Raw genomic sequence first — 13,870 nt, 5'->3', positions numbered from 1 at the left:
TATTACCCCGCAAAAGAGAGAGACATCAGCGACTGATTCTTGTCGGCCACCACAACCTCATTGAGGGTGACGCGCTTAACGACGTATTCAGTTCCGGGAATACGGTTACCTGTCTGAACCGATACCTGGTTACCATTGCTGAGCGTCAGGACGGCCAGATAACCGGTTCCATTCCCGGTTATTTCCACGATTTGTGGTGGCGTTGTGTCCTGGGCTGTCCCTTTAACTTCTGTTTTATTGTCTTCAGAAGGTGGGGCAGGGTTGAAAGGCTGTGCCAGCGAGCGATCGTAACCGTTCTTCTGAAGTTCATTCAGTGCTTTGGCTCGGGCAAGCTGGGCCTCATACAGTACTGTCTCCGCTTGTATGGATTCGAGCTGTCCCAGGTTTAACGCGCGCCCGGCTTCCGCTCGGGTAAATACCGTTGGGGCGGGGCCATCGACAGGTTCAGCGGGTTTCATTGTCGTTTCCGGCGATGGGGCCGGTGGCAGGTCTGTGACGGGTGCGGCGAATATGCCAGGCGACAGCAGCACCAGGCTCAGTGCCCAGGGGGCTATACGGTGATTAGTTGGCATACAGAAGTCCCTCGATGGTGTACTCCAGACGATTGTTTTTGAGCGTGGTCATAATGCTGGATGCTCTTATTCCGCTGCTGTCAAAACGCGTGGAAGCAAACAGACGATCCGGAGGAATGTCGGTAATGAACGTGAAGCTGAAAGTGCGCCACGGGAGGTTTTGCACGTTACCCTGCGATAATCGGGTACTGGTATCGAGTTCGCTGAGTCGCAAGCGGGCATTGATTCGCTGGGCATAGCTTGTCAGGTGCTGAATTTGCTGATTTCCTGGCAGCAGGGGTTCCGGCTTGCCTGGTGGCGGAAGTTTGACTGGTAAGACAAATGAGGCATCATCTGCGCTACCCGGGATGTTAAATTCTGGTTGAATATCCGGGGCGTAAATTGCCGGCAATCGGGCGGCAAAATCCCCGACCGTTCCTCCACCTGGCAGGGTGTAGTGCAGCGATATTTCTCCGCTAGCGTTACACGTTGCCGTATTAAATATCCATCCAGCTACTGAGATCTGCGCGTCTTTCCATACTGAACTGCATGCACTCAGCATGGAGGGAAGACGAGGCTGCTTTGCCCATGGTTTCAGGTTGTCGGCCGGGGCTTTTGTTTCCAGCTGCCGCGCTTTGAGAGCTGCCTGTGCTGCCGCAACGCGGACCTCCTCCTGATGTTGTTGCCAGACGGGGATCAGTATATACCCGGAAACAGCAAGACCTGCTGCAATGGCCCACATCCACACTACCCGAGGGTTGTGGGTTTTATTTAATCGGGCCCGCCTTAGCCCAACCTTATTATCCGTCAGCGCTGAAAGGGGTTTATCTTCCGTAATCCGATCGGAAAAGAATCCTGCTGGCGCGTATATCGTCCAGCCTTCAGACGGTGTTGCGGAGATTTGCAGGAAATTGGAAACAGCTGTGCGAATGGCATGTTCATCCCCGACAATATCGCCAAAGGGTGACAGCATGCCGTTGCTGACCGCAACAAACCAGTACTGGTCTGCAGATAAAGCAAATACGCCATAGCATGTTCCGGGTAAAGCTGGCAGGACAGTTAATGCCATTGATACAAGTTTACGACGACCCGATTTCAGTACGGCTTTATCGGTGAGTGTCACGGTCCCCAGCAGTGTGCCAAGAGACTGACCATCATCTGTCAGAGATTCCGCCCAGTGTGTCGCGCCGGCTTCTTTCGCACGCAGGCGCATGCCACGGCGCCCACGTACCGGCAGATATTGCCAGTGCAGGCCGGCAACCAGCCAGGCACCTTGGGTCTGTAACGTCCAGGTAGATTGTTGTTTCATGACTTATCCCAGGATGACAGGGGTGATAAGAATGACCAGCATGGTTTTGTTTTTCTCTCCGTCAGCGCCACCGCCCAGCCCGAAGAATCTGAAACTGCCGACACCCTGGCGGTTGGCGGTGTTGTTCAGCGACTGGTAACCACTCAGCACCAGCGTTTGCCCGGATTGCATAATGACGCGCTGCGTGAAGGTCTTCAGACGCGTTTTCATCAGTTCAACGGATGTGCTGTCACTGGTAAAGGTGCGCATAGTCGGGTCATCCGACATGTTGATCGCAAACTGCAGCTGCATTTTCGGGGACTGTGGCATCAGGAACGGCAGTACCGTCATGTTGAAGCCGGTGGTGATAGTCGATTTGGTGATGCTGCTTGAGGAGCCGACATTCGCCGTGTTTTCTGTCGTGACGTTTGAGGCATAGTCCTGCTGCAGGGCAACCTGAATCGGAACGGCTGACAGGTTCGTGGTCATGCTGGAGGCTTCCGTCATGACGCTGACGTTTGCCTGCTCGGAAAGCGCTTTCACAAAGGCTTTTGTGCCAGCACCTTTTCCATCCAGAATAGAAACGCCGCCGTTCAGCGCATCGGAAGCCGCACCGGTGAATGCGTTGGTCAGTGATAACCCGACGCTGCTGCTATTGAAGACCGCGTTCCAGTCAATACCGAACTGATCCTGGGTCCGTTTCTCTACGCTATAGACCTGCACATTGAGCACTACCTGACGGTTGAGCTCTTTATTGCGGTCATCGATATATCGTCCAATCTGTTCCAGAACACGCGGTGTATCGGTGACCGTCAGCACGCCGGCGGAGAGATTCATTCGACCAGTGTCAGGCGTTAACATCGCTTTGATGGTGCTGGAAACGTCCTCATACAGGCTGGACTTGATTTCCATTTCCGTTGACTGGGAGGTGTTAGAGTCACCACTCAGGCCACCACCGCTACTGTCACCAGTGGCGCCCATTGATGACGTTGTGCCGCTGACTGTTTTGGACCCAAAACTGGCTTTACTGTCCATAAACATGACCGGGAACGTGCGGGTATCGAGGTAGAAAATGGCAATGCGTCCATTTTCATACCGTGACGACAACCCCAGTCGAGTCGTGACATTGTCGAGCATCCCGCTCACTTCACCCTGCCAGAATAACCCTTTCAGGACATTGCCCGTGGTGGCCGCAGGAGCTGTGCGAGCCGGTGTATTCCCTAATGAGGCGAGAGGGAGCATCCCGTTTGGGTCAGGTGCCGGGATAGGCCCGCTCATCTGTTCGGTTTTACCGCCAGTTGGGACCATCATGGCCAGCGCATCCGGGGTTACAACAACCGGAATTTTGCAGCGCTTACTGATATACGCGCTGACTTCAGCAAGCGTGATATTTCCTGGGCGATTGATGGCCACCTGGCACGGCGGCAGCATGTTGTGATTACCGGCCTGAGAATTTAATGGATAAGGATTGATCCACTGAGAGGTTAAATCTCGTACTACTGACCCATTCTTCAGGGCTTGCAGATGTTTATCTGCTTGTTTTTCATTTGCGGAGACCTGGTTATCTATCTTGTCTATGCGCTCCAGCGGTGCGCAACCGGACACTAGCAGGCATAGCGCGGCTGCCAGCCCGGTAATGGGTAGGTGTTTTTTCATTGTTGACCTTACGGTGAGGGGAATTAGTTGAGGTACACCAGACTGCCGTCAGCGATATTAGCGGGGACTGTGACCTGCATGTCGTTGCCGGCGCTGTCTATGAGGCGACGTGAAACGACACGTCCCACTAATGCAGAGTGCCGGCTTTGCGCCAGCAGTGCTGACATGAGTCCAGGGGTGTCAGGTTGCCAGACGTATACCCGATTAGCCTGCAGAATGTTGTTCAGATTTGGCACGGATGACCAGCCCAGGGTGCTGTCAGGGATGATGCCTTCCTTTTGTGCCGGATTAAGATAACGCCAGTCGTTAATTTCGTTGAGGTAACTGACGGTCTGAATGGCCCGCTGGCTTAACTCACTGTCCTGTAGCTGCTGGCCTGCTGGATCACTGAGCGGCACATTCACCCAGACCAGAAATCCTGTAAATACAGAAAGTAGCCAGTAGATCATTAGTGGATCTCCTTATCGTCAACAGACACTACGCACTGTGCGCTGCGGGTACCGGCATATAGCGGCACTTTGGCGCTGCCATACAGTGTGAACAGGCTATTCAATGCGGTACGGAAATCACCTTTGAACTGAAGCGGAGCATCTACCCGGTAGTTCACTGGTGTCTGCCAGACGACGGTCCATGTATTCACCCCTGGTGCGATACATTTTTCTGCAGCAGCCCAGTTGAACAGCGCATCTTTAAGCATGCTGCCAGCATCGATACGCCATATTTTGGATGCAGGTACCGTTACAGATACGGGAGATACCTTCGTGACAGGTTTGATTGATGGCGAGACCACAAGGGTATTCTTCTCTGCGGCCCGGGACTGACTGAACGGGTTACGGGGATGGACAGATGCCGTCTGCGTTGCTTCACCAGAGGACGAGCCTGCTGGCTTGCTCATTTCAGGCTGAGGCAGCGGTGAGGTGTTCCCTACAGGGTTGGCAGAGAATGCCGGAGTCCAGTACGCCACTGAAACCTGTTTTTTTGACCAGTCAATCAGCGCTACCCAGCCGTTCTGCTGTAGTAGTTTATTGAGAACATATGGCCATTGGTCGTTAGCCGTGAGGCTAAGCGGGGAGGCGAATTTCCGCTTCAGGTCTGCCGAAATGACCGGTGTCCAGCCAGGCGGAATAATTGCCCGTAACATGGCGTCCAGCTTTACATTACGAGCATGGACGTTGACGACGGTATAAGGCTCAGGGGATCCCAATGATTTTATAGCGGGTAAACCGCGTAGCGTTGCAGAAGATGACGCCGGTGCCGTGGTTGTTTTACTTGCGGCAACAGATGCCAGTATTTGTTTCGGTGGTGAGGCTTGCGGTGTGGTTGTCCGGGAGACCAGTTGCAGGCTTTTCTGCGCCTCGGCAATACGCTGCATCTGGGTGGCTATTTGTCCATCCACGAATTGCCGGGCATCAACGTCAGTCTCTTTTTGATGAGACAGGCTGCAACCGCCCAGTAAAACCGGAAGCAGCATAGAGGTGTGAATGATTTTCATAGGCGATCTTGTCAGTGAAGTGCCGTGGAAAGTGGATGCTGAAGCGGAATTTCAACTCCTGGTTTTCAGCACAGATGGTTTTGTCTGAATGCCTGTATGTCCTCCTCTGCCTCGTCTATCTGAGTTCGTAAAGCGGTTAAATCGCTGAATGCCATTTTCTCCGGCGTTCTGGCGCGTATCCGGCAGGCGCGTTTGAATGCCACAATCGCCGCCGCCCGGCGTATCTGCAATTCACGCAGGTCTCTGTCTGTAATCGTTAAGGTCATGATGTTTACCTCAGTGGTAAGCCTGGTTGCCCGGAATAATGTCGGGGTGCCAGATATCACGTTCCTGTGGATTCCATTCTTCCTCCGGGAGTGATGGGATACCGATATGCAGGGTTCGGATAATGCGATCTTTCGTCAAATTGAGTTCCCCCCTGGCGTATACCACCTGAAAGCCTTCGTTATGGAATGTCGTTTCTGCGTCGAGCTGTTCCTCATCCTTTTTGGAAAATAGAAGCTGGAAGGTAACTGGCTTCACCATATTCCCGATGGGATGAAATGCGCTCTCGGTGCGGGTCAGTTGTAACGCGTGCCTGCGGTTTCCTCTACGTCGGCCCATCAGTTCGGCCGTGATATTTTCAGGAAAACGACAGACAGTGAGCAGCCAGCCAAGCTGGAGGAGCGTATTGAGTGCGGAGCGAAAACGAAAGAAGTCACATTGTTCAGCCGCATAAGCGTGCTCAAGTAGCGTATTGAGTGTGTCGGCTACGTTGGTGGATTTATCCGTTTTTTCCAGTAGTTCACGAAGCGCAGTGAACTCAGAGGCCATTGGCCGGAAGATCGGTTTTTTTCGCGCCATATCCATCCAGTCTGAAAGAAACCGTCGTCGGGCGGTTTCTGAAGAAAAGGGCGTATTCTCTTCAGCGGTGCGCAATGCAATCAGGATGCACCATAGTAAATGTGCAAGGGAATTATCAGCAGGATTCACGTTCATGTCCTTTTAGTCAGTGACACTACCTGATTCGGGCAATGGTGCCTGGATTTTCATCCGCCAGAAGAAAGACGCCAGCACAGGCAAGCCGGTAAAGAGGACAAGGATGTCCATGACGGGACCGGCTCAGGCACCATTGCCGGAATCCGGCCATGGGCATCAGGGTAGTGTGTCAGGATAAAAAACCCCGGCAGAAAGCCGGGGAAGGGGTACTGGCTGCGGGGGGATCAGAATCCCCGCTGGCCGGGCTCAAAAACCAGATTCATCAGGAGTGAAACGCGGGAAACTGGGTGTGTTTCCTGCTCCAGCTTCAGAAGGTATTGATACTGCGAATTGGATAGCCAGGATCTGGACGCCGCTTCGAGCTCATCGCTGGCACTCTGGTTCAGCGTTGGGTCGGGGTGACGTTTCATTAGACCTGTAACTACAGTGGACTGAAGGGGGGCTATCTGCGAGCCATTCATGACAAACCCGCAAAATGCGGAATGACGTCTGATGGTGTCAACCGGCTGTATGGCTAAGTTAGCTTTCAGGAAAAAGTAGCCAGGGAACAGTGGGGAAATACGCTTGCGAGTGCAGATTACTTTGTCGGTACGGCGAGTGGTTTTGATGGTGAGCGGTGTCCATGGAACGATTTGTTGCTCACTGAGCCAGTCGAAGAGATGCTCGCGGTTTTTGCCACCAGTGATGTACTGAGCCAGATACCAGCATTGTCCGTTTAATTCTTCAATGTTCATACGCTCTCGCCCGAACCGATCCCCCTTGGGGTCATTCTGTATTCGGAAGGGGCCGAATACACTGAGCGTTAACGCTGAAACAGTGGCTGTCTCTCTCAGCCCCCTGCAATTCTGACAGCAGTATCGCACAGTCTATTCTTGTGAAGTTGGTGCACTGAACTCTTGGCGGTCGTTCGGTGTACGACAAGCATATTATTTACAGGCGTCCATCAAGTCAAGCATGTTTGATTTGATGGATGTTGATTGCTTTCAGACAATCTCGTGATTCGTATCATGTCCTCTACACAATGAGGTGAAACCACATGGTCCCTAAGCGACTAAAAGCAGCAAGAAAAGCCGCTGGGCTATCACAGAAAAAGCTGGCCGAACTAATTGATGTAGACGGTAGCAACCCTCGTTCCCGTCTCTCAAATTATGAAGTCGGTCGGTTCACGCCTTCTTTTGACGTAATTGTTCGTATCGCAAAGGCGCTGGACTATCCGGAGAGCTATTTTTATACAATAGATGATGATCTTGCGGAAAAGATCCTTCAGTATCACCGGAATAAAAATAGTGATGCCCTTAATCCGTTTTATGATGCTCAAGATGATGCTCGTAAATATAAGTCATCACTAGATGAAGCCAAAAAAATGGTCGAACGCCTTTTGGAATTAATCAATAAAACGGCGAACTAACATCTATCTATACATGTATTCATTAGCTTCTTAGACCAACCTAATATTACCTAAGTTAACCGATTTCATACCTCTTGGCGGACGGTATGGCATGTGAGTAACTCTCAAATATCGGAAAGTATTTTTACATGGATTTTCCTTAATTTACAGACCCCTGCAGGGGTCATTATGTTAAAAACACCTCCCTATATTTAACATTTTAATTGAATGCACAAATAAATATGCGAGCCCCCCATGAAGGAGGGCGGAAGTCTTATTTCCTCTTGCGCTTGGCATCATAGTATTTCTGAGGGAAATCCTCAGGAGCCATTAAAGCCGTATATACACGCGTGTTATAGATATGCCGAACAGTATCGAGCCGGTCTGTATCGAGGTTTTCTCTGATTCTCCGCAATGATAATTTTACGGCATTCTTGGAACATTTTAGAGTGTCAGCAATAGTCTCGCTGTCTGAACCAAATGCATAATGCATCAGCACCTGAAACTGAGACTCTGTAAGTTCTGGAAACATTAGCCGCAACTTCCAGAAGTTTTCAATATTCAACATGATATACCCCTTAACTTATGAAAAAATGTAACGGGGTAATGCTTCAGAATGGCTGCTCTAGGCGGGTTATGCTTCCGTGAGATCCGGCGAACCGCAGCCTTTGTCGGTTCTTAGGCGGTCCAATGGCATCTCGTGGTACATTTGATATTGATTATACAGGCTTTTATTTCCCAAAAAGCGGCAGTGATCCCCCTGTCGGGATCCAGTTGTTGCAAGGGGCTGAAAAAAGGGTAATAATTTCGAGAGATCGCGATTGTTTGTTTTGATGCAGATTCATGTTCAAAAGATACAACTATGTGGCTTACAGCGGCATAGTGCGATGGATGGGCATATCCTGAAATGCTCAAGGGAAAAGGCGCCAGAACACCGGGCCTTGAATGCAAAAACCCCCCGAAATCTGTTCGCATCTTGGCGGAGGAGAGCAGATATCAGGGGGTCATAAAGCAGGCGCTAGCCTGTGAAGGATTATAACGCATGCAATCCAGAAAACAATACCTGCCCGCCATAAGTCCGGGCGGGTGTGACTGACAATACTTCATCATTTTACTTCCAGGTAAAAAACCCGAACCCTGAATTCACACCTCGTGAAGGGAAGAAGACGCTTCCGTTTTGCCACAAGCTCATGAGAAAGGCTGAAGGCTTTACATCGCGTTTTGACTTCGCTATTCACGTCGCCTTCCTGCGTTCGCAGGGTAAGCGTCACCGAATGCCTCCATTGCTACGGCGGCGGGCAATCGACGCTCTGCTGCAGGGCTTGTGTTTCCATTATGATCCGCTGGCCAATCGCGTTCAGCGCTCAATTACCAATCTGGCCATTGAATGCGGGCTGGCGACAGAGTCCAAAAGTGGAAATCTGGCCATCACGCGTGCTACCCGCGCTCTCAAGTTTATGGCTGAACTCAGTCTGATTACCTATCAGACTGAATATGACCCGCAAATTGGCTGCAATATTCCGACTGATATCACGTTCACGCCGGCTATGTTTTCTGCGCTGGAGGTTTCTGATGTCTCTGTTGCAGCTGCACGCCGGAGCCGTGTGGAATGGGAAAACAAACAGCGTGAAAAGCAACAACTTCCACGGCTGGGCATGGATGAGTTGATTGCTAAGGCCTGGCGCTTTGTCCGGGAGCGTTTTCGGAGTTATCAGACAGAACGTAAGGCTCATGGCCAGAAGCGCGCCCGTGCGCGCAGAGACGTAGACCGTACCCGTAAGGATATCGTTACCCTTGTGAAACAACAGCTCACGCGTGAGTACGCCTCTGGCCGTTTTGTCGGTGGCCAGGAAGCCCTCAAGCGGGAACTTGAGCGTCGGGTGAAAGAACGAATGATGATGTCCCGGGGAAACAATTACACCAGACTGGCACCAATACCCACCTGACTATCCTTTATCAGCATCCGGTTGGCTCCGGAGGATTCTGCACGTCCTCAGTCGGGATTTGTTCATTATCTGTACATTCAGGCGTTTCACATAACGGCATCATACCAACCGATGGGTGTAACCGGGCCGAAAATTATGCTGCTGTGGCCAATTCTGTTCCCGCTATTTAGTTATTCACATTTAACTGCAAGGGAGCTCCCCATAAACCACCAATCGAAATGTTTTTAAAGCGCCAGGCGTAGAACTTTCAAGGTGCGTGGTTCCCTTTAAAAACCTGCTCTGTACTTCATTTAAAGAACTTATTTATTACTCATATAAAGAAATAACCTGTTCGCCGTCTGCCCTGTGGACAGACTCATATAATGACCGCCCTTGCAGCGACCGTTCCGGCCGCGCCGGTTCGGAAAGGATCAAGTTACCTCCCACCGCAAGCGGCGGGCCCCTCAACAGCACACCTAGTTACAACATGCATATATATGCCTAATACAGCCCTCTGCACATCATCAACATCTGAGACCAGCCTCACCACTGAAAAGCCGCGCCGCCCCGGGCCGAAGGCCTAGAACTGTGCCACTTTTAATGATGGGTGATGTAACTAAGACAGTGCCATATTTGCTGCTCGATCGAGGAACACGCTCGTAAGCGCCCCTATGGGCCGCTAACGCGGAGATACGCCACAACTGCGGCTACGCCTTGTCGTGACCACTCCGACCGCGTACAAAAGCTTCTGTATCGCGAAAAGCTGGTTATGGCTTAACAGGAAGGGGGGGGTGAACTATCGTTCTTACCGACACTTAGGTATTTGAATACCGTGATTAACTCACTTCTGAGCTGGAACAGAAGAACCCCGCGCAATACTGCGCGGTCGTATCGCTTCGCTTCCATGCGCTACGCGCATCAAAAACGGATTGAGTTGCCTGGTGTTTAGATAACTATGCGAGATAGGTCTGAATTGGATTCATTACCCGGTACAATGGATATCCACTATACCGGGTAACTCACAGTTTTGGATTCCGCTTGAGGATGTTCAGAACGTAATCACCGTTCTCTTTCTCGACTGAGTATTCGAGAAATCCAATGTCCTTCAGCTGCTGAAGAGCTTTTTTGACTGTGGCATTCTGATTGCCAAGATGTGAAGTTAACTGGAGGCGTTTGCGCAGACGATCGAAACCTATCCGATAAAATGTCGCCGGTAGTTCTGCAAGATACAGATACAGCGCCTGGGCAGACTCTTTACGCGATAGCTTCTGCAGTGACTTAAGGTACAGCCTGGTTTTGCCGTCTACCCGGTACAGTGTATTCAACTTGGCGTTAGGTTTGATGATGATAGTGCCGGTCGAGCTGTCGTAGTACGTGGATTCTACCAGGTGCATGTTTATCGTAATGTGATCGTCTGTACCGGGTATTTTCTTTATGAAACTGATGTTTGTCCTCGCAATGCGCGTCAATGAAGCGTCAAAACGGTCTTTAAGCTGCCGGTCAATACGCTTGCTCTCGATGCCGCAGTACTTTGCGTACTCGGGGAAATTAAGCTCCAGCTGGCCATCGTGGCTCAGTTTCTTGTTCGATAATGCATAGACAATGCCTACCCAGACCTTGAAATCGGTATCCATGTCCAGCCGCGGCCCGTAGATCTGAATCTGGTTATAGCCTTCACCCTCTACAATGGATAATCTTGATAGCGACTCTGTGGCGTCTATGCTGTGGCTCTTTCTTCCACCCTTTTCAGTGGATTTCAGCGTTGGGACAAACACGCCAAGACGCAGAAGAACCTTCGGTTGGATGGTCTGCCGTAGTGTAGGATGTAGGTGAATAACTTCCCCAGTATCCTTACTGGTCTCTTCTATAACTAAAGATAACTCGTTGTTATGTATTGGTATATTAGTTATCAGGCAGTTGTGGACAATCCATGAATGCTACCCGGTACAATGTATTTGTAACCCTTTATAGTGTATCCAAAGCGCCTGAAAGGCACGCCAGTAGGGGCCTGTAGCGATCTTTATTCCTTATTGATCTGATTGTGATCCTTATTTGATCTTTATTATTATTCTATCCGGTGGATAACTTAATAGTGGTCAGTTTGTAGATCAGAAATTTTTGATGGACGTTGCCTGTGCTCATGACTGTGACCCCGCGCTGTGGTCGTTCCAGGTCTACAGTCGCATAAACAATATCGTTTCGCTTGCGCCTGCCTGATAAAGGAACCTTGCATGCATTTTTATGTGGATGAAACCGGTCATACCGGTCCGAATCTTTTTGACCGCACCCAGCCCGTGCTTTCCTCACCGGATGACCTGGACAAGGTTGCCGAAGCAGATCTTGCTGCCTTGCGTAAATTCGACCAGGTGTTTGATCAGGGACTGACGTTGTCATAAGCCGTATGGCAAGCCCGCAAAATTTTGGCCGCTTCCCGCTTACAACCCCATATTGTTGCATATATAACGATTTGGGTTATATTTATTTCCGGGATTCATGCTGTTTATGAACAGTACCCTCGCGAATTTCTCCATCAACGGATGTTCTGGTTTGATTGATTTTTGTGTCTGAAGGGTATTTCTGCCTGTGTCTGAGGTGCACAGGCTTTTTTTTTAAACGCTCGGGAATTTCCAGGAAGGCTACCGTCAGTGACATTACTTCAGGTGGCGCCGACATCCCCACGTATTGCGGCCCGGGAAGAACTCGCCCGGGGACTGGTGCGTTATGGAGAAATCACGTTCACGATGCACCACCTGCTGGCATGGCAGGACAATATCACTGCCGGTCAGGGCTGGAGCGTGGTCTGCGGAGAGGTGACTCCGGGGGCTGAACGGCAGGTGAAACCCCAGTTATTGGTGTATTTCTGATGACCCGGAAACGAAAAGTGTTGATACCGATGTGGTGGGTGGTTGGTGCCTGTACTGTCATTGCCTGTATGGCATGTCTGGCTCTGACACTGATGATGTTCTGTGTGGTATTGATGTCGTAAGCGTAAGACAAAAGCTCGGGAATTTCCAGGAAGGCTGCGGTCAGTGCTGCGCACTGACGCGCTATCAGGTCACCACCTCAGTTACGTACACTACCATACCGGGTAACATGTGTCTGACGCGTTTCCGGGGGGGGGCGGTTCACCAGCCACGACTTTCGCCCGCTTGCCTCCGGGAACGCGTCTGACCCCTTATCTTTCCCTGAGCCTGCTTTATCTCTGTGCCAACCCGGCTTCATCAATTCACTTTTCCAGGTCCTTTTCACTCCGGATATGTTACACATTAAATTACCACCCGTGACACCGTAACCCTATACCAACAAATTACATGTTGTAGTGGATCACAAAATCAGGACACCGGGATAACCTGTTTCCACTTTTCTTCATGTAAGCAAGGCGGTAAAGGGGTCTGACGCTCAGTGGAACGAAAACTCACGTTAAGGGATTTTTGTAATGAGATTGTTACAAAGGATCCGCAGGGGGTCCTTTTGGGGGCTTCCATCACACCACCAGTTGCCGTAGAGATATTTTTTCCCTGTATGAAGTCCTTTGAGTACTGATCATAACCCTCTCGGCTACTGTAGTTAAAACCAATCTGTGAAGGGACATCCTTACAGGCATCTGGTTTGTCCCTGGACAGTGCGTTGATTTTTAGGACCGCCTGGAAAACGGAATCTATGGTCACTCCCGTTTTTGCAAGCCCGGACTCAATGTATAAACCTGGACGGACAGTTACCAGTGCTCAATCAGTGAGGCACCTATCTCGGCGATCTGCCTGTTTCGTTCATCCATAGTAGCCTGGCTGCCTGCTGTGTAGATAACTACAATACGGGAAGGCTTTCTGTCAGGCCCCAGTACTGCGATGATACCGCGAGACCCACGCTCACCGGCACCAGATTTATCAGCAATAAACCAGCCAGTCGGAAGTGCCGAGCGCAGAAGCGGTCCTGCAACTTTATCCGCTTCCATCCAGTTTATTAACTGTTGCCGGGAGGCTGGAGTAAGTAGTGTCCCAGTTAATAGTTTGCGCAACGTTGCTGCTATAGCTGCAGGCATCGTTGTGTCACGCTCGTCGTCCGGTATGGCTTCATTCAGCTCCGGTTCCCAACGATCGAGACGGGTTACATGATCACCCATATTGTGCAAAAAAGCGGTTAGCTCCTTCGGTCCTCCGATCGTTTTCAGAAGTAAATTGCCCGCAGTGTTATCACTCATGGTTATGGCTGCACTGCATAATTCTTTTACTGTCATACCATCTGAAAGATGCTTTTCAGTGACCGGTGAATACTCAACCAGGTCATTCTGAGAATAGCGTATGCGGCGACTGAGCTGCTCTTGCCCGGCGTCAACACGTGATAATACCGCACCACATAGCAGTACTTTAAAAGTGCTCATCATAGGAAAACGCTCTTCGGAGCGATAACTCTCAAGGATCTTACCGCTGTTGAGATCCAGTTCGATGTAACCCACTCTTGCACCAAGCTTACCTTCAGCATCCTTTACTTTCACCAGCGTTTCTGGGGTGGCAAAAGCAGGGAAGCAAAATACTGCAAACAGGGGTGATGCTTCCAATTAGTAGAACATGTATTTTTCAATGAAGGCCCCGATAA

Annotated in this window: 15 protein-coding genes and 1 pseudogene; 5 read left to right on the top strand and 11 right to left on the bottom strand. The window is 50.6% G+C overall.

From position 1 onward, the window contains the following. Positions 1–2 precede the first annotated feature (2 nt). The 8 genes from pilP to FEK66_RS23275 all read right to left on the bottom strand — a co-directional run bounded on the left by pilP (position 3) and on the right by FEK66_RS23275 (position 6,699). Entirely contained in the window at positions 3–572 is a 570-nt protein-coding gene (pilP, locus tag FEK66_RS23310; RefSeq protein ID WP_135495528.1) for a type IV pilus biogenesis protein PilP, read from the bottom strand. Then, a complete protein-coding gene (gene pilO2 / locus FEK66_RS23305) occupies positions 562–1,860 on the bottom strand; it encodes a type 4b pilus protein PilO2 (protein WP_135495527.1) in 1,299 nt (432 codons plus the stop codon). The genes pilP and pilO2 overlap by 11 nt, the downstream gene beginning before the upstream one ends. A 3-nt stretch (positions 1,861–1,863) precedes the next feature. Further along, on the bottom strand, positions 1,864–3,495 hold the full coding sequence (locus FEK66_RS23300; RefSeq protein WP_138211619.1) for a PilN family type IVB pilus formation outer membrane protein: 1,632 nt from the start codon (positions 3,493–3,495) through the stop codon (positions 1,864–1,866). Between the two features lie 23 nt (positions 3,496–3,518). Then, positions 3,519–3,944 carry a type IV pilus biogenesis protein PilM gene (pilM, locus tag FEK66_RS23295; protein ID WP_138211618.1) on the bottom strand — a complete coding sequence of 142 codons (426 nt, stop codon included), beginning with the start codon at positions 3,942–3,944 and terminating at the stop codon, positions 3,519–3,521. Continuing rightward, the gene (locus FEK66_RS23290; RefSeq protein WP_138211617.1) at positions 3,944–4,987 is read right to left on the bottom strand and encodes a toxin co-regulated pilus biosynthesis Q family protein; all 1,044 of its coding nucleotides are present in this window, start codon (positions 4,985–4,987) and stop codon (positions 3,944–3,946) included. The genes pilM and FEK66_RS23290 overlap by 1 nt, the downstream gene beginning before the upstream one ends. Positions 4,988–5,052: 65 nt before the next feature. Next, on the bottom strand, positions 5,053–5,253 hold the full coding sequence (locus FEK66_RS23285; RefSeq protein ID WP_135495523.1) for a hypothetical protein: 201 nt from the start codon (positions 5,251–5,253) through the stop codon (positions 5,053–5,055). 10 nt (positions 5,254–5,263) lie between these two features. Beyond that, the gene (locus FEK66_RS23280; RefSeq protein WP_167854272.1) at positions 5,264–5,959 is read right to left on the bottom strand and encodes a hypothetical protein; all 696 of its coding nucleotides are present in this window, start codon (positions 5,957–5,959) and stop codon (positions 5,264–5,266) included. 230 nt (positions 5,960–6,189) lie between these two features. After that, the gene (locus FEK66_RS23275) at positions 6,190–6,699 is read right to left on the bottom strand and encodes a transcription termination/antitermination NusG family protein (RefSeq protein ID WP_135495521.1); all 510 of its coding nucleotides are present in this window, start codon (positions 6,697–6,699) and stop codon (positions 6,190–6,192) included. 302 nt (positions 6,700–7,001) lie between these two features. Here FEK66_RS23275 and FEK66_RS23270 point away from each other — a divergent pair, with 302 nt between their 5' ends. Next, a complete protein-coding gene (locus tag FEK66_RS23270; protein ID WP_138211616.1) occupies positions 7,002–7,373 on the top strand; it encodes a helix-turn-helix transcriptional regulator in 372 nt (123 codons plus the stop codon). A gap of 253 nt (positions 7,374–7,626) precedes the next feature. Here the strand turns inward: FEK66_RS23270 and FEK66_RS23265 are convergent, their stop codons facing one another. Further along, complete coding sequence (locus FEK66_RS23265) at positions 7,627–7,920, bottom strand: LuxR C-terminal-related transcriptional regulator (RefSeq protein WP_135495519.1); 294 nt, start codon at positions 7,918–7,920, stop codon at positions 7,627–7,629. A gap of 520 nt (positions 7,921–8,440) precedes the next feature. Here FEK66_RS23265 and repA point away from each other — a divergent pair. Further along, positions 8,441–9,298 (top strand): incFII family plasmid replication initiator RepA, encoded by an 858-nt coding sequence (repA, locus tag FEK66_RS23260; RefSeq protein WP_135495518.1) that lies wholly within the window; start codon positions 8,441–8,443, stop codon positions 9,296–9,298. A 998-nt stretch (positions 9,299–10,296) separates the two neighbouring features. Here the strand turns inward: repA and FEK66_RS23255 are convergent. Next, the gene (locus FEK66_RS23255; protein ID WP_240783252.1) at positions 10,297–11,052 is read right to left on the bottom strand and encodes a RepB family plasmid replication initiator protein; all 756 of its coding nucleotides are present in this window, start codon (positions 11,050–11,052) and stop codon (positions 10,297–10,299) included. Between the two features lie 456 nt (positions 11,053–11,508). Here FEK66_RS23255 and FEK66_RS25760 point away from each other — a divergent pair, with 456 nt between their 5' ends. The 3 genes and pseudogenes from FEK66_RS25760 (at position 11,509) to FEK66_RS26255 (ending at position 12,263) form a co-directional block, all read left to right on the top strand. Then, positions 11,509–11,673 (top strand): hypothetical protein, encoded by a 165-nt coding sequence (locus tag FEK66_RS25760; RefSeq protein ID WP_167854271.1) that lies wholly within the window; start codon positions 11,509–11,511, stop codon positions 11,671–11,673. 243 nt (positions 11,674–11,916) lie between these two features. Beyond that, a pseudogene (gene faeJ / locus FEK66_RS23250) lies at positions 11,917–12,126 on the top strand (F4 (K88) fimbria accessory protein FaeJ); the annotation flags it as partial. A gap of 14 nt (positions 12,127–12,140) precedes the next feature. Further along, the gene (locus tag FEK66_RS26255) at positions 12,141–12,263 is read left to right on the top strand and encodes a hypothetical protein (RefSeq protein WP_276606729.1); all 123 of its coding nucleotides are present in this window, start codon (positions 12,141–12,143) and stop codon (positions 12,261–12,263) included. Positions 12,264–12,992: 729 nt separating this feature from the next. Here the strand turns inward: FEK66_RS26255 and bla are convergent. Then, positions 12,993–13,832: a class A beta-lactamase gene (gene bla, locus FEK66_RS23235; protein ID WP_135495515.1), complete on the bottom strand. Its 840-nt coding sequence runs from the start codon at positions 13,830–13,832 to the stop codon at positions 12,993–12,995. Positions 13,833–13,870 lie beyond the last annotated feature (38 nt).

The sequence above is a fragment of the Escherichia sp. E1130 genome (assembly GCF_005781065.1).
In the GTDB taxonomy this organism is placed as follows: Bacteria; Pseudomonadota; Gammaproteobacteria; order Enterobacterales; family Enterobacteriaceae; genus Escherichia.
This window is presented reverse-complemented; position numbering and strand designations above follow the sequence as displayed.